General features: G+C 72.8%; 22 protein-coding genes. 8 read left to right on the top strand and 14 right to left on the bottom strand.

Features of this window, described 5'->3' with window-relative positions:
* Positions 1-3 precede the first annotated feature (3 nt).
* The 5 genes from G5V58_RS09515 to G5V58_RS09495 are packed head-to-tail and all read right to left on the bottom strand — an operon-like array spanning position 4 to position 5202.
* Positions 4-984: an MCE family protein gene (locus G5V58_RS09515; RefSeq protein ID WP_165231547.1), complete on the bottom strand. Its 981-nt coding sequence runs from the start codon at positions 982-984 to the stop codon at positions 4-6.
* Complete coding sequence (locus tag G5V58_RS09510) at positions 981-2222, bottom strand: MCE family protein (protein ID WP_230487226.1); 1242 nt, start codon at positions 2220-2222, stop codon at positions 981-983. Before G5V58_RS09510 ends, G5V58_RS09515 begins: the two co-directional genes overlap by 4 nt.
* Complete coding sequence (locus G5V58_RS09505) at positions 2219-3562, bottom strand: MCE family protein (protein ID WP_165231544.1); 1344 nt, start codon at positions 3560-3562, stop codon at positions 2219-2221. The genes G5V58_RS09510 and G5V58_RS09505 overlap by 4 nt, the downstream gene beginning before the upstream one ends.
* Before the next feature lie 11 nt (positions 3563-3573).
* Positions 3574-4413: an MlaE family ABC transporter permease gene (locus G5V58_RS09500; RefSeq protein WP_165231541.1), complete on the bottom strand. Its 840-nt coding sequence runs from the start codon at positions 4411-4413 to the stop codon at positions 3574-3576.
* Positions 4414-4428: 15 nt separating this feature from the next.
* The gene (locus G5V58_RS09495; RefSeq protein ID WP_165231538.1) at positions 4429-5202 is read right to left on the bottom strand and encodes an MlaE family ABC transporter permease; all 774 of its coding nucleotides are present in this window, start codon (positions 5200-5202) and stop codon (positions 4429-4431) included.
* Between the two features lie 136 nt (positions 5203-5338).
* Between G5V58_RS09495 and G5V58_RS09490 the strand changes: the two genes are divergently transcribed.
* Complete coding sequence (locus G5V58_RS09490; RefSeq protein ID WP_230487225.1) at positions 5339-5887, top strand: DUF1707 SHOCT-like domain-containing protein; 549 nt, start codon at positions 5339-5341, stop codon at positions 5885-5887.
* Positions 5884-6564, top strand: a complete 681-nt coding sequence (locus G5V58_RS09485; RefSeq protein WP_165231535.1) for a two pore domain potassium channel family protein — start codon at positions 5884-5886, stop codon at positions 6562-6564. Before G5V58_RS09490 ends, G5V58_RS09485 begins: the two co-directional genes overlap by 4 nt.
* Before the next feature lie 32 nt (positions 6565-6596).
* Here G5V58_RS09485 and G5V58_RS09480 read toward each other — a convergent pair whose 3' ends face one another.
* The gene (locus tag G5V58_RS09480; RefSeq protein WP_165231532.1) at positions 6597-6959 is read right to left on the bottom strand and encodes an MmcQ/YjbR family DNA-binding protein; all 363 of its coding nucleotides are present in this window, start codon (positions 6957-6959) and stop codon (positions 6597-6599) included.
* A gap of 122 nt (positions 6960-7081) precedes the next feature.
* Between G5V58_RS09480 and G5V58_RS09475 the strand changes: the two genes are divergently transcribed.
* Positions 7082-9922: a hybrid sensor histidine kinase/response regulator gene (locus tag G5V58_RS09475; RefSeq protein ID WP_165231529.1), complete on the top strand. Its 2841-nt coding sequence runs from the start codon at positions 7082-7084 to the stop codon at positions 9920-9922.
* Here the strand turns inward: G5V58_RS09475 and G5V58_RS09470 are convergent, their stop codons facing one another.
* Entirely contained in the window at positions 9923-10495 is a 573-nt protein-coding gene (locus G5V58_RS09470; RefSeq protein ID WP_165231526.1) for a hemerythrin domain-containing protein, read from the bottom strand. It abuts the gene before it with no gap.
* A 17-nt stretch (positions 10496-10512) separates the two neighbouring features.
* Positions 10513-10794 carry a hypothetical protein gene (locus G5V58_RS09465; protein ID WP_165231523.1) on the bottom strand — a complete coding sequence of 94 codons (282 nt, stop codon included), beginning with the start codon at positions 10792-10794 and terminating at the stop codon, positions 10513-10515.
* A 23-nt stretch (positions 10795-10817) separates the two neighbouring features.
* On the opposite strand from G5V58_RS09465, the gene G5V58_RS09460 reads away from it, so the two are divergent.
* Complete coding sequence (locus tag G5V58_RS09460; RefSeq protein WP_165231520.1) at positions 10818-11867, top strand: AbrB family transcriptional regulator; 1050 nt, start codon at positions 10818-10820, stop codon at positions 11865-11867.
* Here G5V58_RS09460 and G5V58_RS09455 read toward each other — a convergent pair.
* The gene (locus G5V58_RS09455; protein WP_230487224.1) at positions 11824-13095 is read right to left on the bottom strand and encodes an MFS transporter; all 1272 of its coding nucleotides are present in this window, start codon (positions 13093-13095) and stop codon (positions 11824-11826) included. The genes G5V58_RS09460 and G5V58_RS09455 overlap by 44 nt on opposite strands.
* A gap of 144 nt (positions 13096-13239) precedes the next feature.
* Positions 13240-13785, bottom strand: coding sequence for a cysteine dioxygenase (locus tag G5V58_RS09450; protein WP_230487223.1), 546 nt, complete (start codon positions 13783-13785; stop codon positions 13240-13242).
* 89 nt (positions 13786-13874) lie between these two features.
* Here G5V58_RS09450 and G5V58_RS09445 point away from each other — a divergent pair, with 89 nt between their 5' ends.
* Together G5V58_RS09445 and G5V58_RS09440 are read left to right on the top strand one after the other, a co-directional pair.
* Positions 13875-14291, top strand: coding sequence for a rhodanese-like domain-containing protein (locus G5V58_RS09445; protein ID WP_165231517.1), 417 nt, complete (start codon positions 13875-13877; stop codon positions 14289-14291).
* A 5-nt stretch (positions 14292-14296) separates the two neighbouring features.
* On the top strand, positions 14297-15739 hold the full coding sequence (locus G5V58_RS09440) for an aromatic amino acid lyase (protein WP_165231514.1): 1443 nt from the start codon (positions 14297-14299) through the stop codon (positions 15737-15739).
* On the opposite strand, the gene G5V58_RS09435 is transcribed toward G5V58_RS09440, so the two are convergent.
* The 4 genes from G5V58_RS09435 to uvrB form a co-directional block, all read right to left on the bottom strand.
* Positions 15708-16406 carry a haloacid dehalogenase type II gene (locus tag G5V58_RS09435; protein WP_165231511.1) on the bottom strand — a complete coding sequence of 233 codons (699 nt, stop codon included), beginning with the start codon at positions 16404-16406 and terminating at the stop codon, positions 15708-15710. The two genes, G5V58_RS09440 and G5V58_RS09435, sit on opposite strands and share 32 nt — an antisense overlap.
* 40 nt (positions 16407-16446) lie before the next feature.
* Complete coding sequence (locus G5V58_RS09430) at positions 16447-17430, bottom strand: aldo/keto reductase (protein ID WP_165231507.1); 984 nt, start codon at positions 17428-17430, stop codon at positions 16447-16449.
* Between the two features lie 233 nt (positions 17431-17663).
* The gene (locus G5V58_RS09425; RefSeq protein WP_165231504.1) at positions 17664-18215 is read right to left on the bottom strand and encodes a hypothetical protein; all 552 of its coding nucleotides are present in this window, start codon (positions 18213-18215) and stop codon (positions 17664-17666) included.
* 219 nt (positions 18216-18434) lie between these two features.
* Positions 18435-20591 (bottom strand): excinuclease ABC subunit UvrB, encoded by a 2157-nt coding sequence (uvrB, locus tag G5V58_RS09420; protein WP_165231501.1) that lies wholly within the window; start codon positions 20589-20591, stop codon positions 18435-18437.
* Positions 20592-20660: 69 nt separating this feature from the next.
* On the opposite strand from uvrB, the gene G5V58_RS09415 reads away from it, so the two are divergent.
* Together G5V58_RS09415 and G5V58_RS09410 are read left to right on the top strand one after the other, a co-directional pair.
* Positions 20661-21644, top strand: coding sequence for a hypothetical protein (locus G5V58_RS09415; RefSeq protein ID WP_165231498.1), 984 nt, complete (start codon positions 20661-20663; stop codon positions 21642-21644).
* The gene (locus G5V58_RS09410; protein ID WP_165231495.1) at positions 21644-22090 is read left to right on the top strand and encodes a hypothetical protein; all 447 of its coding nucleotides are present in this window, start codon (positions 21644-21646) and stop codon (positions 22088-22090) included. The genes G5V58_RS09415 and G5V58_RS09410 overlap by 1 nt, the downstream gene beginning before the upstream one ends.
* Positions 22091-22108 lie beyond the last annotated feature (18 nt).

The following is a 22108-nucleotide window of genomic DNA, read 5'->3' as shown; positions in this document are numbered from 1 at the left end:
CGATCAGTCCGGGGGCCCGGGCAGGAACTCGCCCGTGGGGATCGCGGCCAGGTTGACGGCGTAGGCGTCGAACCACGGACCGGTGCCGATGATGTTGCCCAGGATCGAGGCGTACGGGCCGAGGGCGGCCAGGGTGGCCTTGAGCTCCTGGTCCTTGGAGTTGAGCAGCGAGAGCAGCTGGTCGACCTCGCGCAGGGCCGGCTCGAGCTGGGCCTGGTTGTCGGTGGCCACGCCCTTGAGCTGTTCCGACAGGTCGCGGGCGTTGACGAGCAGGCGGTGGATGGCGTCCTTGCGCTTCTCGACCTCCTCGAAGACCAGGCTGCTGTTGGACATCAGGTCGACGAGGTCCTCGCTCCGGTCGGCGAGCAGCGCGCTGACGTCGCGCGAGCTCTGCAGCAGGTGCTGGATCGCACCGTCGCGGGTGGCCACGCTCTGGCTGAGCCGCGCGATCCCGTCGAAGCTGGCCTGGATCTCGGGGGCCGAGGAGTTCACCGTGTCCGCGACCACGTCGAGCGCCTGGTCGAGCTGGGCGGTGTCGATCTGCTCGGTGGTCTCGGCCAGGTCTCCGAAGACGCCGACGATGTCGTAGGCCGACGAGGTGCGGTCCACCGGGATCGGGGTGTCCTCGTCGAGCTGGCCCTTGCCGTCGGGCTCGAGCTCGAGGTACTTCTCCCCCAGCAGGTTCAGCACCTCGACGCTGGCCTTGCTCTGCTCGCCGAAGTCCACGCCGTGGTCGACGTCGAAGGTGACCAGCACCTTGCCGTCGTCCAGCGCGACGTCCTGGACGCGGCCGACCCGGATGCCACCGACCTGGACCATGTTGCCCTGGTGCAGTCCGCTGGCGTCAGCGAAGTACGCCTGGTAGGTGTCGCCGCCGAAGCCGGGGAACTTGCTCAGGTTGAACGACGCCGCCATGACCAGCGCCATCACCACGAGCGTGATCGCGCCCAGGCGGAGCACCTGGGCGTCGGTGTAGCGCCTCACTGGCCCCCACCCCCGTCCGTGCTGCCGTCGGTGCCGGTCCCGGAGTCGTCGGACGGCGTCTCCGGGGCGCCGTTGCAGCGCGGGGCGGTGGAGTGGAAGTTCAGGTTGGCGACGGAGTCGAGGACCTGCTGCAGGCCGGGGATCGAGCCCAGGTTGCCGGGCAGCGTGATCCGGCCGGAGAAGCCGCAGACGTAGTAGTTGTACCAACTGCCGTAGGTGCCGGTGCGGGTCTGGTCGGTCATCGACTCGGGCAGCCGGTCGAGCAGCTCGACGACCTGCTGCTGGTTGGCCGGCTCGTTGAGCAGCTCGGCGAGCTTCTTGAGCTTCACCACGTCGGACCTGACCAGCGGCCGACCCTCGCGCAGCAGGTCGGCGACCACGACGGTGAGGTCGGAGATGTCGTCCAGGGAGCTGCCGATGGTGGTGCGGTCGCGGGCCAGGCCCGCCATCCAGCGCTGCAGCTGGGTGACCAGGGTGTTGAGCTCCTCGTGGCGCTGGTTGACGGTGTCCAGGGTGCCGGTGAGGTTGGTGATCACCTGGCCGATGAGCTGGTCGCGGTCGGCCAGGGTCGAGGTGAGCGAGGCGGTGTGGGTCAGCAGCTCCTGGATGGTGCCGCCCTCGCCCTGGAGGACCTGGATCAGGTTCATGCTCAGCTGGTTGACCTGGTCCGGTTTGAGCGCCTGGAACAACGGCTGGAACCCGTTGAACAGCGTGGTGAGGTCCAGCGCCGGCGAGGTCTGCGAGACCGGCAGGGTGTCGCCGTCCTCGAGCCGCTGGCCGGTCGGTCGGGGCGTGGTGGACACGGCCCGGGTGGCGGCACTGCCGGTGGCCGTCGCGGGGTCGTCGCCCACCCCCATCGACTCGGGCAGCGCATCGCCGTTCGCGTCGCCGGCCTCCAGGGCCAGGTAGCGGTCGCCGACCAGGTTGAGGAAGCGGATCTCGGCCCGGGAGGTCGTGGTCAGGGGCACGTCGGCCTTGACCCGGAAGGTCACCAGCGCCTGGGTGCGGTGGTAGTGCTCGACCTTGCGGACCTCCCCGACGCTGACCCCGGCGACGCGGACGTCGTCGCCCTTCTCCAGCATCGAGGCGCTGGAGAAGACGGCCCGGTAGGTCGTGCTGTCCCCGAACCCGAAGTTGCCCATGATCACCGCGAGCAGACCGGTGACCAGCAGCGAGACGATCGTGAAGATCAGCAGCTTGACCCCGGCCGCGATGGTGACGGCGTCGCGGGTGCTCACGGGCCGTCACCGCCGCGGACGACGGGACCGTAGAGCAGCGTCCCGAGCGCGCCGTACCCCGAGGCAGGCTTGCCGGTCTGGCCGGCCAGCAGCGCGTTGACCACCGCCTTGTCGGCCTCGGTGCCGGCGTACCCGCTGGCCATCCCGCCGCCGGCGGCTCCGTAGTCCGCAGCGGGGCGCCGCGCGCCGCCGCTGATGATCGTGGGGACGTCGGACGTCGGCGGGTGCTCGTCGATGTCCGAGCCCTCCTTGAACGCCGCGGGGGCGTTGGGCACGGGCGGGTCCGGGAGCCCGTCGCACCAGGGTCCGTGCCCGACCTCGCCGTACGTCGGTCGGTCGTCGGGGAAGTAGGAGTCGTACTGCGCGGTGCCGAACTCGATGTACTGCTTGATCTGGTTGCCCTCGAAGGTCTCGGCCAGGCGCGGGGCGTACTTCGCGGCACCCTCGATGAGGCAGGGGAACTCCGGGGAGTAGACGGCGAGCAGCTTGAGCACCGGCTCGGTGACCTGGCCGACCTGGATGAGGTTGGCCTCGTTGTCCGACAGGACCCGGGTCGAGGTGGTGGCCAGCCCCTGGAGGCCGGTGAAGAACGCGTGGAGGTCGTCGGCCTTCTCGATGACGGTCTTGCTGGTCACGGTGAGGTGGCCGAGCACGTCGATGAGGTCGGGGGCGGCCAGGTCGTAGGTGTCGGCCACGTCGGCCAGCGAGACCAGGTCCTCGCGCAGCGTCGGCAGCTTGTCGCTGATGGCGCCGAGGTACTCGTCGAGCTGGTCCAGGGTCTCGCCGAGCTGGTCACCGCGGCCCTGCAGGGCGGTGGCCAGCGCGTTCAGGGTGGCGTTGAGCTGGGCCGGCTCGACCGCGCGCAGCAGCGGGAACAGGTCGGACAGGATCTTGCTGAGCTCGACCGTCGTCTGCACCCGCTCGGCCGGGATCTGGTCGCCGTCCTGGAGGGTCCTGCCCGACGGGCTGTCCGGCTCGACGAAGGAGACGAACTTCTGGCCGAAGAGCGTGGTCGGGATGATCTGCACCCCGACGTTCTCGGGGATCTCGTCGGCGGCCTCGGGCTGGAGCGCGACGGTGATCACCGCCTGCCGGCCGTCCTGGCTGACGTCGCGGACCTGGCCGACGAGGACGCCGTGGAGCCGTACGTCGCCGTACTGCTCGAGCTGGAGCCCGGCCCGGTCGGCGTGGATGGTGATGGTGGTGACCGTCGTGAACTTCTTGGCCGAGATCGCGATGGACAGCGCGATGAGCAGGGCGATGACGGTGAGGAAGACGACGCCGGCCACCAGCAGGCGGGTGTGCTCCCGCCTGCTGTCGTGGTGGATGTTGACCAGCACCGTGGCGCCCCCTACCCGGTGATCCGCACCGTGGGGTTGCCGACCCACAGGGCATAGCTGATGAAGAAGTCGGCCACGACGATGGTCACGATGCTGGTGCGGATCGCGCGGCCCACGGCCATGCCGACGCCGGCCGGGCCACCGGACGCGGTGTAGCCGTAGTAGCAGTGGATGAGGATCACCGCGACGGCCAGCAGGATCAGCTTGAGGAAGCTGTAGAGGATGTCGATGGGCGGCAGGAACTGCAGGAAGTAGTGGTCGTAGGTGCCCGGCGACTGCCCGTAGATCAGGGTGACGATGAGCCGGGGCGAGAGGAACGACGCGGCCAGCGCCACGACGTACAGCGGGATGACGGCGATGAACGCGGCGACCATGCGCGTGGTGACCAGGAACGGCAGCGACGGGATGCCCATCACCTCGAGCGCGTCGATCTCCTCCGAGATCCGCATCGCGCCCAACCGCGCGGTGTAGCCGCAGCCGACGGTCGCGGCCAGGGCGATCGCGGAGACCAGCGGGGCGACCTCGCGGGTGTTGAAGTACGCCGAGATGAAGGCGCTGAACTTCGCGACGCCGAGCTGGCTCAGCGAGGCGTAGCCCTGGATGCCCACCTCGGTGCCGGCGAAGAAGGCCAGGAACGCGATGACGCCCACGGTGCCCGCGATGAGGGTGAGGCCGCCGGCGCCGAAGGTGATCTCGGCCAGGGTGTTGACGACCTCGCGCGGGTAGCGCCTGACCGCCCGCGGCGCCCAGGCCAGCGCCTTGACGTAGAACAGCAGCTGGTCGCCGTACTGCTCCAGGGCCCTGCGGCGTCCCTGGACCACCGCGCCCGCGACGCTGCCGATGCTCGCCATCCCCGTCCCGATCCCCTACAGCCCCGGTGGCGGGACGACCTGGAAGTAGATGGCCGTGATGACCGCGTTGAGGAAGAACAACAGCATGAACGCGACGATCACCGACTCGTTGACCGCGCGCCCGACGCCGCTGGGGCCACCGCCGGCGTTGAGGCCCTTGTAGGCGCCGACGATCGCGGCCAGCCAGCCGAAGACCACCGCCTTGATCATCGCGATGTAGAGGTCGGGCAGGCTCGCCAGGACGGTGAAGTTGGACAAGAACGCGCCGGCCGAGCCGCCCTGGACGATGACCGTGAAGAAGTAGCCGCCGCCGATGCCCGCGGCGATGACGATGCCGTTGATCATCGCCGCCACGAACATGGTGGCCAGCACGCGCGGCGCCACGAGCCGCTCGAGCGGGTCGACGCCGAGGACCTCCATGGCGTCGATCTCCTCGCGGATCTTGCGGGCGCCCATGTCGGAGCAGATGGCGCTGCCCGCGGCGCCGGCGATGATGAGCGCCGCCGCGATCGGAGCTGCCTCGCGGACCGTGGCCAGCACGGCGGTCGCCCCGGCGAAGGACTGGGCGCCGAGCTGTCCGGTGAGGTTGCCGACCTGGAGCGAGATGACCGCCCCGAACGGGATGCTCACCAGGATCGTCGGCAGCAGCGTGACGCTGGTGATGAACCAGGCCTGCTCCACGAACTCGCGGAACTGGAAGGGCCGGGTGAAGATCCGCTTGGTGACCTGGACGACCATCGCGGCGATCTCACCGGGGCCACGGATGACCGACACGGCACTGAACGCCATCGGTCACCTCCCCATACGTGCGACGGCCCAGGCAGAATAGAACGTGTTCTCGTTCTGCGCCACCGCCGCAGGCCACGACGAGGCCCACCCGCCTCCCCCGGGCCGGATCCGGGCGGCCTCGCCCTAGGCTGACCGCGTGGCGGAGCCGGTGTCGAGGGACGTGTGGTCGTCCTTCCAGCACGATCCCCGGGACCCGGCGAACGCCCCGCTGCGCGCCGCCGACGTCGATCGCGGTGTCGTCCAGCAGGTCCTCACCGAGGCCTTCGCCGACGGCCGCCTGGACCGCGAGGAGTACGACGAGCGCGCCACCGCCGCCCTCCAGGCGCGGACCCTCGGCGAGCTGCCACCGCTGGTGGCCGACCTGGTCCCCGACCGCCCGCTGCTGCCGGCGGCGAGCCCCCTGGCCGCGGCCACCTCGACCGACCTGGCTCAGCGCGCGCAGGAGAAGTGGGTGAGCGAACGGCGCGAGGCGGTGTTCAGCTTCCTCGGGTCGGTGCTCCTGTTCGGAGCCCTGTTCCTGTTCATCGAGGTGCCGTGGGTACTCATCGTCCCGTTGCTGGCCGGGCTCAGGATGCTGCGCACCCTCACCAGCGGGGACGAGATCCGGGCCGAGGAGGTCCGCCGGCTGGAGAAGAAGCGGGCCAAGGAGCTGCGCGCCCGCGACGAGCAGCAGCCCGAGTCGTGAACCGGGCCCTCCACTCGCTGCGGGGTCACCCCTCGGGCGTCCTGCTCGGCGGGCAGCTGCTCGTCGTCCTGGCCTTCCCGTTCCTCGACCACTCCACCGGCGGCCGCGCGGTGATCGGTGTGGTGCAGATGGTCCTGGTCTTCACCGCCGTGGCCGCCGTACGCCTCACGCCCGCGCTGTCGTGGGTGGCGCTGCTGCTCGGGCTGCCGGCCATGGTCTTCGCGGTCCTCGAGGCCATCGAGCCCGACACCGACTGGATCACGCTCACCTCCGCGCTCGTGCACGCGCCGTTCTACTTCTACGTCTCCTACGCGATGATCCGCTACCTGTTCCACGACGAGAAGGTCACGCGCGACGAGCTCTTCGCGACCGGTGCCGCCTTCACCGTCGTCGCCTGGGCCTTCGCCTACGTCTACGCCGCCGCCCAGGTGGTCTGGGGACCCGGCACCTTCGTGAGCGACGACGGCGACCACCAGCCGTGGTTCAACCTGCTCTTCCTGTCCTTCACCAACCTGACCAGCGTCGGCCTCTCCGACGTGCTGCCCATCGACCCCCACGCCCGCGCCTTCGTCATGGTCGAGCAGATCGTCGGTGTGCTGTACGTCGCGCTGGTCATCGCCCGCCTCGTCGGCCTCACCGTCGCCCGCGCCTCCGCGCGGTCCGACGGCGACGGCTGAGACCCCGCCGGTTCCCAGGCCCTCAGGGGTCCTCAGCCCTCCCAGCCAGCGGGGCAGTGCACCCGCGGCATGCGCCCGACGACGAGGCGGTAGGACTCGTCGACGGCCTCGAGCAGCTCGTCGTCGGGGACCCCGGCCAGCGACAGCGAGTTCCAGCCCGAGCGCCCGAGGTAGCGCATCACGGTGGCGGCGCCGGGGTGGCGCTCGAGCCACTCGTCGGCGACCTCGCGGGTGGCGCCGCCCTTGACCCCGACCTCGTCGGCGCCCAGGAACGCGAAGATCTTGCCGCGGTCGCCGGCGCCGACCTTGATGACCGGGTGGTCGTGCTCCCACGGGTGGTCCGCCCAGGCGCCCGGCTTGGCCAGGCAGTGCTCCTGGAGCCGGTCGACGTCCACGGGAGCCGACGCTAGCGCCCGCGCGGGTCGGGACCCCCTCACCCCTACGGGCGCCCCTTGCGGCAAAGTGCCACGTGAGGCGGGTGGGACGTCCTACGGTGTCAGCGCAGGGAGGAGGCGGCGTGGAGCTCTCGGAGCTGTACCGGGACATCGTGGAGACCTCCCCGGACGGGATCTGGGTCATCGACCTGGAGGGGCGCACCCTGTTCGCGAACCCCGAGATCGCCCGCATCCACCGCATCCCGCTCGAGGACGCCGCCCGGCTCACGGTCTTCGACACCCTGGACGAGCCGGGCCAGGAGCAGTTCCGCGCCCACCTGCGCGACGTGCGGTCCGGGCGGGTCAACCAGGCCGAGGTCGAGGTGCACTGGGTGCGCAGCGACGGCGAGCCGGTGTGGATGCTGTGCCGCGAGTCGGCGCTGCTCGACCGCGACGGCGAGGCGTGGGCGCTGCTGCACCGCTACACCGACCACACCACCCAGCACGAGCTGGTCGCGTCCCTGCGGGCCAGCGAGGACGCACTGGCCGACCAGGTCGCGCAGAACAACCTGATGCAGGCGGTGGCCAGCGCGGCCAACGAGGCCGAGACCCTGCGCGACGTGCTGCTCCAGGCGCGGCACATGGTGCTGCTGCACGACGACTGGGAGCGGGCCCGCGCCTTCGTGCCCGCCGCGGACGGCAGCGGCCGGGTCGAGCCGTTCTACGCCGTCGAGGGCGATGCCGAGGCCGACCGCGAGGACCCCTTCGCGGCGACCGAGCTGGAGCTGGCCCAGCAGTCCCACGACCGCCGAGCGGCGGTCTGGGACGAGCGCCGGCTGACCATCGCGTTCCCGGTCGTGCTCGACGAGGACGTGTACGCCGTCATCGCGATCACCTCCGCGCCCCCGTTGTGGCGCTTCGAGCTGATCGAGTCCATGGCGGGCCGGGTCGCTGAGCAGCTGGCCCGCGTGGCGTGGCGCGAGCGCGCCCAGCGCGAGCTCTCCCAGGCCCGCGACGCCGCGGAGGAGGCCTCGCGCCAGAAGTCGGAGTTCCTGGCCACCATGAGCCACGAGATCCGCACCCCGCTCAACGGGGTCATCGGCCTCAACGACCTGCTGCTGCGCACCGCCCTCAGCCTGGAGCAGCAGCGCCTCTCGACCGGCGTGCAGGTGGCCAGCCGCGCCCTGCTCGGACTGATCAACGACATCCTCGACTTCTCCAAGATCGAGGCCGGGCGGATGGAGCTGGAGCACCTCGACTTCGAGATCCGCCCGCTGCTGGAGCAGGTGGCCGGCATCCTCAACGAGGCCGCCCGCGACAAGGGCCTCGACCTCGTCGTCTCCTGTCACCCCGACGTCCCGGCCGTGCTCGGCGGCGACCCCACCCGGCTCGCCCAGGTGGTGACCAACCTGGTCTCGAACGCGGTGAAGTTCACCGAGCGCGGCGGCGTCATCGTGCGAGCCACCACGGCACCGGTCGAGGCCGAGGCGGAGTCCGGGGAGCCCGACGGGCCGCCGCGCGAGCAGGTGCAGCTGCAGGTCTCGGTGGGCGACACCGGCGTCGGCGTGCCCCAGACCAAGGTGGAGGACCTGTTCGACCCGTTCACCCAGGCCGACTCCTCCACGACCCGGATCTACGGCGGCACCGGCCTGGGGCTGGCGATCTCTCGCGAGATCGTCGAGGCCATGGGCGGCTCGCTCAGCTACGCCCCGAACTTCGGCGGCGGCAGCATCTTCACCGCCACCTTCGTCCTCGACGTCGGGAACCAGGACGGCGCCGGCGACCCCTCGGGCAGCACCGCCGACGCGCACGCCCGCCGGGCCCTGGCCGGGCGCCGCGCTCTGGTCGTCGACGACAACGAGACCAACCGCATCATCGCGCGCGAGCAGCTGGCCTGGTGGGGCGTGGAGTCCGACGAGGCGCCCTCGGTCGACGAGGGTCTCGCCCGGCTGGGCTCGGCCACGTACGACGTGGTGCTGCTCGACCTGGCCATGCCCCAGCAGGACGGCCTGGACCTGGCCCGCCAGGTCCGCGCCGACCACGCGAACGACGACCTGCGGCTGCTCATGCTGACCTCGGTCACCACCCTGCCGCCCGAGCAGCTGCGCGAGGCGGGCGTGGACGAGGTGCTGGCCAAGCCGGTCCTCTCCAGCGTGCTGCGCAGCACCCTGCTGCGGCTGCTGGTGGACGAGCCGCGACCCGAGGCGGTGAGCGAGCCCGAGCCGGTCCGCACCCAGACCAAGGGTCACGTGCTGGTGGTCGAAGACAACGCCGTGAACCAGATGGTCGCGACCGGGCTGCTCGGCGCCCTCGGCTACACCACCGAGACCGCCGACGACGGGCTGGCCGCGATCGAGGCCACCCAGGCCCGGGACTTCGACCTGATCCTCATGGACGTGCAGATGCCGCGGATGGACGGCTACACCGCGACCCGGCACATCCGCGAGGCCGAGGACGGGGCGCGCCGCCCGATCATCGCCATGACCGCCGCCGCCGTCGAGGGCGAGCGCGAGCGGTGCCTCGAGGCCGGCATGGACGACTTCCTCACCAAGCCCGTCGACCCCAAGCGGCTGGCCGAGACCCTGGAGCGCTGGCTGTCCCGCCCGGCGTACGCCGAGCGGCTGGAGATCGCACGACTCTCCGAGCTGCGCGAGCTCGACGACGGCGTCGGTCCGTCGTACATCGACCGGGCCATCGGCAACTTCCTGCGCAGCGCGGTGAGCGACGCGGAGGCGCTCACCGCCGCCGTGTCCGAGGGCGACCCGACCGCCGTCCGCAGCTTCGCGCACCGGATGGCCGGCGCGGCGCTCAACCTCGGCGCCCAGGCGCTCGGGACGACGGCCCGCGAGGTCGAGGAGCGCGCGGTGGCCGGTGACGTCGCCGGTGCGGCGGCCTTGCTCCCCCGGCTCGGTGCCGACCTCGAGGCCGACCTGGAGGCGCTGCGCGCCTACCAGCGCGAGCAGTTCCCGCTGCGCGCGCTCTGACTACTCGTCCTCGTCGCTGTCCTCGTCGCTGTCGTCGATGAGGCCCTCGCGCCGGGCGGCGGCCACGAGGTCGCGGATCTGCTGGACGCTCCCGCAGCCGGCGTCGATCTGCTCGTTGCGCTCCTTCAGGAAGGCCAGGCCCAGCTCGGCCCGGGCCTGCTCGCCGACCTCGTCCCGCGCGGGGTTGAGGATCGTGAGCTCCTCCTCGGTGAGGTGGTGGTTGATGAGCTTCGCGAGCTCCTCCACCGCGTCCTCGAAGGCCTGGGTGTCGGTGCCCTTGAGCTCGAGGACGGCCAGCATGGCCTCGTGGCCCTCGGCGTGCTCGTGCTCGCCGTGCTCGGCCTCCTCCTCGCTGATCGCGCGCTTGCGCTCGAGGCGTGGGTAGACGTGCCGCTCCTCGGCGATGGCGTGCGCGGTGTGCAGGGTCGCGAGCGCTCGGCGTACGGCGTCGCGGTCCGAGGAGCTGTCCCGCAGGTCGCGCAGCAGGGTCTCGAAGCGCCGGTGGTCGTCCAGGATCAGCTCGATGACGTCGCCCTGCACGGGGCGCCCCAGGTCGATGCTCGTCTCAGCCACGGCCGGCCAGTACCCGATCACGGCGCTTCGACGTGCGCCTCCCACCGGGCCCTGCGCTCGGCGTCGGTCTGCTCCCACCACGGCGGCTGGCCGCGCTCGCCCAGCGCGACCTTGGCCGCCTGGACGCCGTCTCGGGACCGGCGCTCCTCGTCGGTGCCCTTCGTGCGCCCGACCTCGCGACGCCAGGCCATCAGGACGTCGACCAGCTCCTGGCGGCGCTCCTCCGGGATGGCCGGGTCGCTGGCGCGCCAGCGGCGCCCGTCGATGACGACGTAGCGCCCGTCCTCGGTGTGCTCCACGCCACGAACCTAGGCTGGAGGCGATGACGGACCGTTCGCCCCGCGCCGCGCTGGCGCTGGTGGTGACGGTCACCGTGGTGCTCAGCGTGGTGCTCTCCCTGCTGCACCTGCCGTCCGCGGTGCTCTTCGCCTCGCTGATCGGCGGCATGGCGCACGCCCTGACGTCCCGGACGGTGCTGGAGTTGCCGGCGTGGTCCTACCGGCTGGCCCAGGGCGCCATCGGGGTGGTCATCGGCGCGGCCGTGAGCCTGCCCGCGCTGCGGCGCATCGGCCACGACGCGCTCCCGATCGGGCTGGTCATGGTGGCGACCCTGGCGCTCTCGGTCGCGGCCGGCCGGCTGCTCGCGCTGCGCCGCGACGTCTCGCCGGTGACCGGCGTCTTCTCGCTCATCGCCGGCGGCGCGTCCGGGGTCGTGGCCGTCGCGCGCGACCTCGGCGCGGACGAGCGGGTCGTGACGGTCGTGCAGTACCTCCGCGTCCTCGTCGTGCTGCTGACCATGCCGGTCGTCACCGCGGTCGTCTTCCACCCCGAGCGCGGCCAGGGCTCGCTGTCCGCCGCCGACGCCGGCCTGCCGCGCGACCTGGTCTTCGTCGTGGTGTCCCTCGCCCTGGGCAGCCTGCTGGCCCGGCTGGTCCGCTTCCCGACCGCCGCGCTGCTCGGCCCGCTCGCCGTCGCCGTGGCCCTCGCGCTCTCGGGCCGGCTCGGCGACGTGCAGGTGCCGACCGCGGTGCAGTACGTCGCGTTCGCGCTCATCGGCGTGCAGGTCGGCCTGCGCTTCACGAGGGCCAGCCTGGCCGCCATCACCCGGATGCTCCCGGTGGTGCTGGCCCTCATCGTCGGCATGGTCGTGGCCACCGCGCTCGTCGGCGCGCTGCTGGCCTGGGCCACCCCGGTCGACGGGCTCACGGCGTACCTCGCGACGACGCCGGGCGGCCTGTTCGCGGTGCTGTCCACGGCGGCCGACGCCGGCTCGGACGTGACCTACGTGCTCGCCGTCCAGCTCTGCCGCCTGCTGGTCATCCTCGCGCTCACCCCTCTCCTCGCACGCTGGCTGTCATCTCGGCGCGGTTGAGCACCGCGCGGGTGCGACGGCGGTAGCGCCAGACCTGGACCAGGCCCAGCGCCCAGAGCGGGTACTGCGTGGCCATCGCCCAGCGGAACCCGTCGGCGTCGTAGGCCGTGCTGGCGCCGGGCGTGCGCCAGTCGAGGACGAGCCCGATGGCGACGACCGCCACCAGACTGGCCGAGAAGCCGGCCTGGTTGATGATCCCGTTGGCGCTGGCCAGCCGCTCGGCCGGGTTGGACGTGCGGGCCAGGTCGAAGCCGATCATCGACGCCGGTCCCCCGATGCCTACGACCTGGGTCAGCACGACGAGCAGCCAGAACGGCGCGTGGCCCGGCCAGGCCAGCACCACCGTCCAGGTCGCGACGATCGCCCAGGTGATGACCAGCACCGTGGTCGACCGGTGCCACGGGTGCTGCCCGATGAGCCAGCCGATGGTGGGGCCGCTGTACATGAAGGCCACCACGACCAGGCTCAGCAGCAGTCCGGCCTGGCCCTCGCTCAGCCCCTCGCCCTTGACCAGGAACGGGAAGCCCCACAGCAGCGTGAACGCGTTGGCGCTGCACGGCGTGACGAAGTGCATCCAGAAGCCGAGCCGCGTGCCCGGCTGCGCCCAGCTGGCGGCCAGCCGCTCGCGCACGGTGGCCAGGGTCAGCCGCGGCCCGCGCAGGACCCGGCCCTCGGGGGCGTCGTGGACCAGCACCGCGACGGCGGCGGCGACGACCACGCTGACACCGGCCGCGAAGAGGTACGCCGGCGTCCAGCCGAGGTGCCCCAGCGCCCAGGTCATCGGGGTGGCCGCGGCGATGGCCCCGAGCTGGCCGACGGTGCCGGACAGCGCGGTGACCAGCGGGACCCGCCGGCCGGGGAACCAGCTGACCACCAGCCGCAACAGGCAGATCCAGGTGAGCGCGTCGCCCATCCCGACGAAGGTCCGGGCCAGCAGCGCCGCCCCGTAGCTCTGGGCCACGGCGAAGCCCGCCTGCGAGAGGGCCAGCACGACCGCGCCGGTGAGCATGACCGTCCGCGCGCCGTACCGGTCCACCAGCAGCCCGACCGGGATCTGCATCGCGGCGTACACCAGCAGCTGGAGCATGGTGAACGTCGCGAGCTGGGACGCGCTGATGTCGAAGCGGTCGGCCGCGGCCAGCCCGGCCACGGCCAGGCTGGAGCGGTGGAAGATGGCCAGGAGGTAGGCCGCGAGGCCGACGCCCCACACCACCCACGACCGCCGCACCCGGCCGACGCTATGCCTGTTCGCCGGGTCACACCGGCCCGGGTCAGCCCTCCCCGGGCAGGTCCTCGGTCACCTGCTCCCCCGGCTGGGTCGGGTCGATGGTGGTCTCGTCCGGGTCGGGGGCGTGCTCGTCCGGTGTCGTCGTCACGACCGGGCGGTACCCGGCTCGCGCTCCGGCGCGGGCGCCTCCGGGTCGTCGGTCCAGTTCGAGGCCCAGCGCAGCAGGTTGCCGCCGGAGGCGTCGTAGAAGTGCATGAGGCTGATCGGCGGGGAGTAGGCGTGCACGCTCACCGCCGGCGGGACCTGGTGGTTGCGCACGTCGTGGACGTACGCCGGCCCGAAGGCGACGGTGTCCCCGACCCGGCGCTGGTCGTTGACGAGCATGCCGCGCGCGTCGTGGCGCGGGCCGCTCCAGACGTACTCGGTCAGGGTGCCGCTGACCACGGTGAACGCACCCGAGGAGCCGCCGTGGTCGTGCAGCTCGGTGCCCTGCTCGGTGGTCCAGCTGATCAGCCACACGTCGACGTCGTCGTCCTGGTGGATGCGGACGTGGTAGCGGTCCTCGGTGTGGTACTCCGCGACGTGCTGACCGTCGCGCACGCGCTCGGCGTACTCGGCGACCACGGCCCGCAGCTCGGCGAGCGACAACTGGCGCCCGCTGACCGCGGGCCCGGGGAAGGTGGTGCTCACCGGACGATGGTGCCATAAACCGGAGTTAGTTGGTCAACATTGCCTACTAGTGCCGCTGGCGTGTCGAGAGCTGTGGTACGACTGCACCCGTGAGCGCCAGGTACTCCTCCGTCGACGAGCTGCTCGAGGCGGCCCGCGCCGACATCGTCCGGCTCGAGCCCGAGGCGGCCGCCGAGGCCGTCCGCGAGGGCGCCCGGCTGGTGGACATCCGACCCGAGTGGCAGCGGCGCGCGGACGGCGAGATCCCCGGTGCGGTCGTGGTGGAGCGCAACCACCTCGAATGGCGGCTGCACCCGGAGTCGGACGCGCGGATCCCGCTGGCCGACACCACCGAGCGCTGGGTCGTCTACTGCACCGAGGGCTACACCTCCTCGCTCGCCACCGCCGCGCTGGTCTCGCTGGGGGTGGACGCGTCCGACCTCATCGGCGGCATCCACGCCTGGCGCGCGGCCGGGCTGCCGACGGTCCCCGGCCCCACGCCCATCGAGCAGGTCGTCCGCGGCTGACGGCGGTGGAGCTCCGCTCGCTCGTCGCCCAGGCCCGCGGCCGGGAGCCCGTCGCCCCGCTGCTCACCGACGCCGCCCTGACGGCGCTGGACGAGGGCAGCCGACAGCTCGCGGAGCTGGCCGCGGGCGGCGAGGTCTACGGTCTCAGCACGGGCGTCGGGGCGCTGCGCGACGTCGCGGTGGACGCGGACGGCGGCGTCCCGCTCCGGCTGTGGCGCAGCCACGCGGCGCGCTTCGGCCCCGAGCTCGACGACGCCGACGCCCGGGCCGTCCTGCTGGCCCGCCTGGCCCAGCTGGCGGCCGGCCCGTCCGGGGTCTCGCCGGCGCTGGCCGTGGCCCTCGAAGGCGCCGTGGTGGCGGGCGCGGTCCCCGTCCTGCACGAGTACGGCGCGGTGGGGACCGCCGACCTGTCCGTCCTGGCCGAGCTCGCGCTGGCCCTGGTCGGCGAGGGGCCGTGGCGCGGCGCGGCGCCCCCTCCCGCGGTCCCGGCCGTCTCCGACGCGCTGCCCTTCCTCAGCAGCAACGCCGCCACCGTGGGCACCGGCGCGCTGGTCCACGCGGACCTCGTCGGGGTGCTGGCCGCCGCCGAGCGCGTCGCCGCCCTCTCCTGCCTCGCGCTGCGCGGCGCGCGCGAGGCCTACGACCCCCGGGTCTTCGACGAGCGCCGGGACCCGGAGGCCGCCGCGGTCGCCGCCCGCCTGACCGCCCTGCTCGACGCCGCGTCCGAGCGCGGCGCGCGCCTCCAGGACCCGTTCGCGCTGCGCACCCTCCCCCAGGTCCACGGCGTGGCCACCGCGGCGCTCGGAGGGCTCGAGGCCGCCCTGCGGGCCGAGCTCGACCACCCGCGCGAGAACCCGCTGCCGCTCCCCGGCGCGGCCCTGCACCACGGGCAGTTCCTGACCCAGCGCCTCGCCGCGGCGCTCGACGCCACGCGCGAGGCCCTGGTCGGCGTGGTCACTCTCAGCCAGGCCCGGCTCGCGGCCCTGGTCGACCCGCGCCTGAGCGGGCTCGCGGCCTTCCTGGCCGACGGGCCGCCGGGCAGCTCGGGCGTGATGATCCTGGAGTACGTCGCCGCCGACCTCGCCGCCCGCGTCCGCGGTGTCGCGCTCGCGACCACGCTCACCCGCACGACGCTCTCCCTCGGCCTGGAGGAGACCGCCAGCCACGCCACCCAGGGCGTGCACGCCGCCCGTGCGGTCGCCGGCCTCCTGCCCGACCTCCTGGCCTGCGAGCTCCTGGCCGCCGCCCGGGCCCTGCGCCTCGACCCCGCCCGGGTCCCGGACGGCGGTCCGGCCGCCGACCTGGCCCACTGCGCGCTGGCCGCGCTGGGCGACGTACCGCTGGCCGACCACCCGCTGGGCGACGAGCTGCGCGCCGCCGCGGACCTGGTGCGGGACTGGGCCGCGGACCCGGCCGTCAGCCGCTCAGCGCCGCCACGAGGCCGGTGAGGTCCTCGACCTCGACGTCGACACGGTCGTCTGCCGTCGGGCGCTCGGCTCCGGGGCGGGCGACGTACGCCGTGCGGAACCCGTGGCCCGCGGCGGCCCGCAGGTCCCACGGGTGGGCGGCGACGAACAGCGTGCGGGACGGCTCGAGGCGGAGCGTGTCGATGACGTGGAGGTAGGCCCGGGCGGCCGGCTTGAACGTGCCGACGGCGCCGGTCGACAGCACGACGTCCCAGCAGAGTCGTTGCGCGTGGGCGACCCGGGCCAGCGCGTCGAGGTCGCCGTTGCTCAGTGCCGCGACGAGCACGTGCTCGCGGAGCGCGGCCGTCGCGTCGGGCACCTCGGGCCAGGCGGCGTACGCCACGTCCACCGACGCCGCCACGGCCTCGGCCGCGTCGCCCCACGTCCCGCCGAGGGCGGTGACCGCGTCTCGGGCGGCCTCAGCCACCAGTCGCGCGTGCGGTCGCCAGGGGGCGCTCTCGGTGACCACGGCGGCCATGGCCGTGTCGAGGGCCGCGACCCAGCGATCGCGCAGCGACGAGGCGGACGTCACCCCGGTGTCGGCGGCCAACCGGCGGGCGGCGTCGACGACGACCGCGTCCTCGTCGACCAGCGTCCCGATCACGTCGAAGACCACCGCGTCGATCTCGGTCAGGGAGAACGGCGTCACGACGTCAGCCAAGCAGACCGGGGGCAGGTGCCGCGCCGACCTAGCGGTCGATGAGCGCCTGCATCGCCTCCGGGTAGCGGTCCCCCACCACCTTGACCTCCCGCGACGCCTCGTCGAGGTCGGCCAGGTCCTCCGTGGTCAGCTCGAGGTCGGCCGCGCCGAGGTTCTCCTCCAACCGTGAGCGCCGACGGGTGCCCGGGATCGGCACGACCCACGACCGCTGCGCGAGCAGCCAGGCCAGGGCGACCTGGCCGGTGGTGGCGCCGTGGCGCTCGGCCACCGTCCGCACCCGGTCGACCAGGGCCAGGTTGGCGGCGCGGGCCTCGGCGGTGAAGCGCGGCATCCCGGCCCGGATGTCGCCCTCGGTGAACTCCGTCGTGGCGTCGACCGCACCGGTCAGGAAGCCGCGGCCCAGCGGGCTGAACGGCACGAAGCCGATGCCCAGGTCCTCGAGCGTGGCCAGGATCTGGTCCTCCGGCTCGCGCCAGAAGAGGGAGTACTCGCTCTGCAGCGCCGTGACCTCCTGGACCGCGTGCGCCCGCCGGATCGTGTCGACCCCGGCCTCGGACAACCCGAAGTGGCCGACCTTGCCCTCGCCGATCAGCTCCCCGACCGTGCCGGCGACGTCCTCGATCGGCACGTCCGGGTCCACGCGGTGCTGGTAGAGCAGGTCGATCCGCTCGGTCCGCAGCCGCGACAGCGACCCCTCCACCGCCTCGCGGATGTGCTCGGGCCGGCTGTCGACCCTGCGGTCGCTGTCGCCGATGGCGAAGCCGAACTTCGTCGCGATGACCACCTGGTCCCGCAGTGGCTCGAGCGCCTCGCCGACGACCTCCTCGTTGTCGAACGGCCCGTAGACCTCCGCGGTGTCGAAGAGCGTCACCCCCACCTCGACCGCCTCACGCAGGAAGCGCACCATCTCCGGCCGCTCCGGCGACGGCCCGAACCCCTGGCTGATCCCCATGCAGCCCAACCCCAGGGCCGACACCTCGAGCCCGCTCGAACCCAGCTTGCGCGTGTCCATGACGCTCCCTCCGACGTGCGTGTCCTCGGCCTCCCGGTCGGTACCCGCGGCCGCTCCGCGTCCCTCAGCGCCGAGACCGGAGGAAGAGCCAGTAGCCGCCGACACTCGCCCTCGCCCGCTCCGCGGCCACCGCCACGCCAACAGCGACCACGGCGCTCAGGGCGAGGACGAGGCCGACCGCGAACACGGCGGGCGGCTCCCGTGGAGCGGTCGGGCCACGCCGGACCCCGGCCCTATGGGCGCGTGGCCGCGCGCCAGTCCGCCGCGGTCGCCGCGTCGTGGGCACGCGTGAACCCGCACGCCCAGGCGATCGGAGCGTCCAGCGGCGCCCCGCCCCAGCGCGGCTCCCCGCTCACGAGCAGCCGGGAGCCGATGTCGTACATCGCCGCGTCGCCCTCGGTCGGCTCCGCGCCCGTGCCCTGCAGGTCGACGGTGACCGTGTCGCCCTCGCCGCCGGCGAACCACTCGCGCACCTCGAAGGTCACGCCCGGGAACCCGAGGTCTGCTTCGCCGTCGCGGTCGGTGACCGACCGCCCGAGGTCTGTCACCACCCCGTCGAAGGCGAAGGCGCGCCCGGCCACCGCCTCGGGCGAGTACGACTCGACGCACGAGGCCTCGGCGCCACCGGCCTCCGGTCGGCCGGCGTCCGTGGTCGGGGTCACCACCCCCGAGGCGGCAACGGCGGGCGAGGCGTCGGTGGCGTCGGGACCGCTCGCCGGGCCGGCGCAGGCGGACAGCGACGTGGCCAGGCCGAGCAGGACCAGTGACGCCGCCTGTCGCCGCACCGCACTGCCTCCCGTCTGAGCACCCAGCCGTCGGACGCGCTGCCCCGGTCGCCGGGTTCCGGTCCGAGCAGCCTCCTCGCTCCGTGGCCGGACGACCAGCCTGGGACCGCGACCACGGACAGCGGGCGCGACGGGCCCCGTTCGAGCTCGCCGGGCGACTGCGCGACGAGATCAGCGAGCTCGAGGAGGAGCGGAGTCAGAGGGTGGCGGTCGCGAGCGCTAGCGAGTGGCCTCCATCATCTGGCGGAGCTCCTTCTTGAGCTCGGAGATCTCGTCGCGCAAGCGGGCGGCCACCTCGAACTGCAGCTCCGCGGCGGCGCCCTTCATCTGGTCGGTGAGATCCTGGATGAGCTGGGCGAGGTCGGAGCTGGGGAGGCCGGCGAGGTCCTTGGCGTGGTGGCCGGCGGCGCGGTCGCCGAGGACTGGGGTGGGCTGGCGGGGGCCGCCGCCCTTGGGCGGGCGGACGCCGCCGGCGCGGCCCTTGGCCTCGGTGCCGGCCCAGGTCTGGAGGAGCTCCTGGGTGGTCTCGTCCTCGCGGGCGAGCATCTCGGTGATGTCGGCGATCTTCTTGCGCAGCGGCTGCGGGTCGATGCCGTGGGCCTCGTTGTAGGCGATCTGCTTGTCGCGGCGCCGGTTGGTCTCGTCGATCGCGGCCTCCATGGAGGGCGTGACCTTGTCGGCGTACATGTGCACCTCGCCCGAGACGTTGCGGGCGGCGCGGCCGATGGTCTGGATGAGCGACTTGTCAGAGCGCAGGAAGCCCTCCTTGTCGGCGTCGAGGATGCTCACCAGTGAGACCTCGGGCAGGTCGAGGCCCTCGCGGAGCAGGTTGATGCCGACGAGGACGTCGTACTCCCCCAGGCGCAGGTCGCGCAGCAGCTCGATGCGCTTGAGGGTGTCGACCTCGGAGTGCAGGTAGCGGGTGCGGATGCCGGCGTCGAGGAGGTAGTCGGTGAGGTCCTCGGACATCTTCTTGGTCAGGGTGGTGACCAGGACGCGCTCGTTCTTCTGGGTGCGGTCGCGGATCGAGGAGATGAGGTCGTCGATCTGGCCCTTGGTCGGCTTGACCACGACCTGCGGGTCGATCAGGCCGGTCGGGCGGATGATCTGCTCGACCACGTGGGGCGGGGTGTTGCCGCCGACCTTGTCGAGCTCGTAGTTGCCCGGGGTGGCCGAGAGGTAGATCGTCTGCCCGATGCGCTCCAGGAACTCTTCCCAGCGCAGCGGCCGGTTGTCCATCGCGCTGGGCAGCCGGAAGCCGTGGTCGACCAGGTTGCGCTTGCGCGACATGTCGCCTTCGTACATCCCGCCGATCTGCGGCACCGCGACGTGCGACTCGTCGACCACGAGCACGAAATCCTCGGGGAAGTAGTCGAGCAGGGTGTTGGGCGCCGAGCCGGGCGTGCGGCCGTCCATGTGCATCGAGTAGTTCTCGATCCCCGCGCACGAGCCGACCTGGCGCATCATCTCGATGTCGTACGTCGTGCGCATGCGCAGGCGCTGGGCCTCGAGCAGCTTGCCCTCGCGCTCGAACTGGGCCAGCCGGTCCTCGAGCTCGAGCTCGATCCCGTGCACCGCCCGCTCCATCCGGTCGGGCCCGGCGACGTAGTGGGTGGCCGGGAAGACGTAGAGCTCCTGGTCCTCGGTGATCACCTCGCCCGTCACCGCGTGCAGGGTCATCAGCCGCTCGATCTCGTCGCCGAAGAACTCGATGCGGACCTGGTGCTCTTCGTAGACCGGGAAGATCTCGAGGGTGTCGCCGCGGACCCGGAAGTTGCCGCGGGCGAAGGTCATGTCGTTGCGGGTGTACTGCATCTGCACCAGCTGGCGCAGGATCGCGTCGCGGTCGTGCTCCTGGCCCACCTTGAGCCGCAGCATGCGGTCGACGTACTCCTGCGGGGTGCCGAGGCCGTAGATGCACGAGACCGTGGCCACCACGATCACGTCGCGTCGGGTCAGCAGCGAGTTGGTCGCCGAGTGGCGCAGCCGCTCGACCTCCTCGTTGATCGAGGAGTCCTTCTCGATGTAGGTGTCGGTCTGGGGGACGTAGGCCTCGGGCTGGTAGTAGTCGTAGTAGGAGACGAAGTACTCCACCGCGTTGTCCGGGAAGAGCTGGCGCAGCTCGTTGGCGAACTGCGCGGCCAGCGTCTTGTTGGGCTGCATCACCAGGACGGGCCGCTGGACCTGCTCGGCCACCCACGCCACGGTCGCGGTCTTGCCGGTGCCGGTCGCGCCGAGCAGCACGACGTCCTGCTCGCCGCCCTGGATCCGGCGCGTGATCTCCTTGATCGCGGCCGGCTGGTCACCCGAGGGCTCGAAGTCGGACACGACCTTGAACGGCGCCACGCGGCGCTCGAGGTCGGTGACTGGACGCATGCGTCGAGCCTACGGGCGACCACCGACAAGCGCCTGCGCCCAGCGCCAGGACCGCCTTACGATCGCGGCGTGAGCGCTCCCGGGACCACCGTGCGCGCCGTGACCGTCGACCGCCGACGGCACCGGCGGATCGTGCTCGACCTGGTCGTCGACCTGACCCGGCACCGCCCGGCGAGGTGGTGGGTGGGCGCGGCGCTGCTCACGCTGTTCGCGATCGGCGCCGGCCGTCAGGTCTGGTACGCCGGGCCGGCGGTCGCGGTCCCCGTGGTGCTCCTCCAGCTCCTCGTGTGGTGGCTCCGGGCCGCCCGCAGCGCCGCCGACGGGCTGGCCGTGGGACAGACGGTGAGCACCGGGTGGGCCGCGGACGGCGAGCTCGTCGTCACCGACGTCACCGGCCAGTACCGCCTGCCCCGGGGCTCGGTGCTGCTCGTCCGGCGCTCCGGACGCAACGCCAACGTCTACGGCCGCTCCCTGCAGTTCGTGATCCCGGGCGAGCTGCTCAGCGACGACGACGTCGCGTTCCTCGAGGGCCACGCGGCCGGACCCGGTCCGGTCGCGACATCCCCATCCGGGCTCGCCCGGTCCCTGCGCGTCACCGAGGAGGTGCAGACCCACCTGGTCGCGGACGCGACCTGGACCGTCGTCCGCACCGCCGACTTCCTCCTCCCTTACGTGGGCGCCGCCGGCTTTGCGCTGCTGGGGCTGCTCACCACCTGGGCCGGCTTCCTGTGGCTCGCCGGCGCCCTGCTGGCCCTCGCGGTCCCAGCCGCCGTGCGGTTCGTCCGCTGGCGCCGGGCGTTTCGAGCGGCGTTCCCGATCGGCCGGGTGCTGCACGCCGAGGTGACGCCCGAGCACCTCGCGGTCGAGACGCAGCACGGCACGCAGGTGCTGGCCTGGGACAACTTCGCGGCGGTCAGCAGCACCGACCACAACGTGCTGCTGCGGCACCGCCGACGCGCGTTCGGCGCCGCGCGCACGACACTGCTCCCCCTGGGACTGTTCCGGCCCGAGGACATCCACCAGCTCGCCGCCTCCGTGGGCGGTCGGCGCTGATGGCCGTCTCGCTCCTGCTCCGCCTCGTGGACGCCGACACTCCCGAGACCGTGTACGCCGAACCGGCCGGCCCGGCGTACCGCCTGACGCAGAGCGCGCTGGCCGCGCCGCTGGCCGCGGGCGACCTGGTGCGCTGCGCGAGGGACTCGGCCGGCGCCCTCCAGGTCGTCGACGTGGTCGAGCCGACCGACGCGGTGCTGACCGTCTTCGCGGCCGCGCCCGGACACGCCGAGGCGCTGGTGGCGCTGTGGACCGCCACCGGCGCGGGGGCGAGCCGGCGCGAGGGGCCGGTGCTGGTGACGACCTGGCCGGGCGTGCCCATGGACGCGGTGGCCCAGCAGCTCAACGGCGACGAGGACGCCGGGCGCGGTGAGTGGCTGCTGGCCGCGGAGCCCCACGAGCGGGTCCGCGCGACGCAGCACGACGTGGACTTCGGGCTCGGCTAGACGTCACTAGGCTGGAGG

This window comes from Nocardioides anomalus, from assembly GCF_011046535.1.
Classification (GTDB): Bacteria; Actinomycetota; Actinomycetes; order Propionibacteriales; family Nocardioidaceae; genus Nocardioides; species Nocardioides anomalus.
The sequence above is the reverse complement of the archived record's forward strand: the minus strand, read 5'-3'. Positions and strand labels throughout refer to the sequence as shown.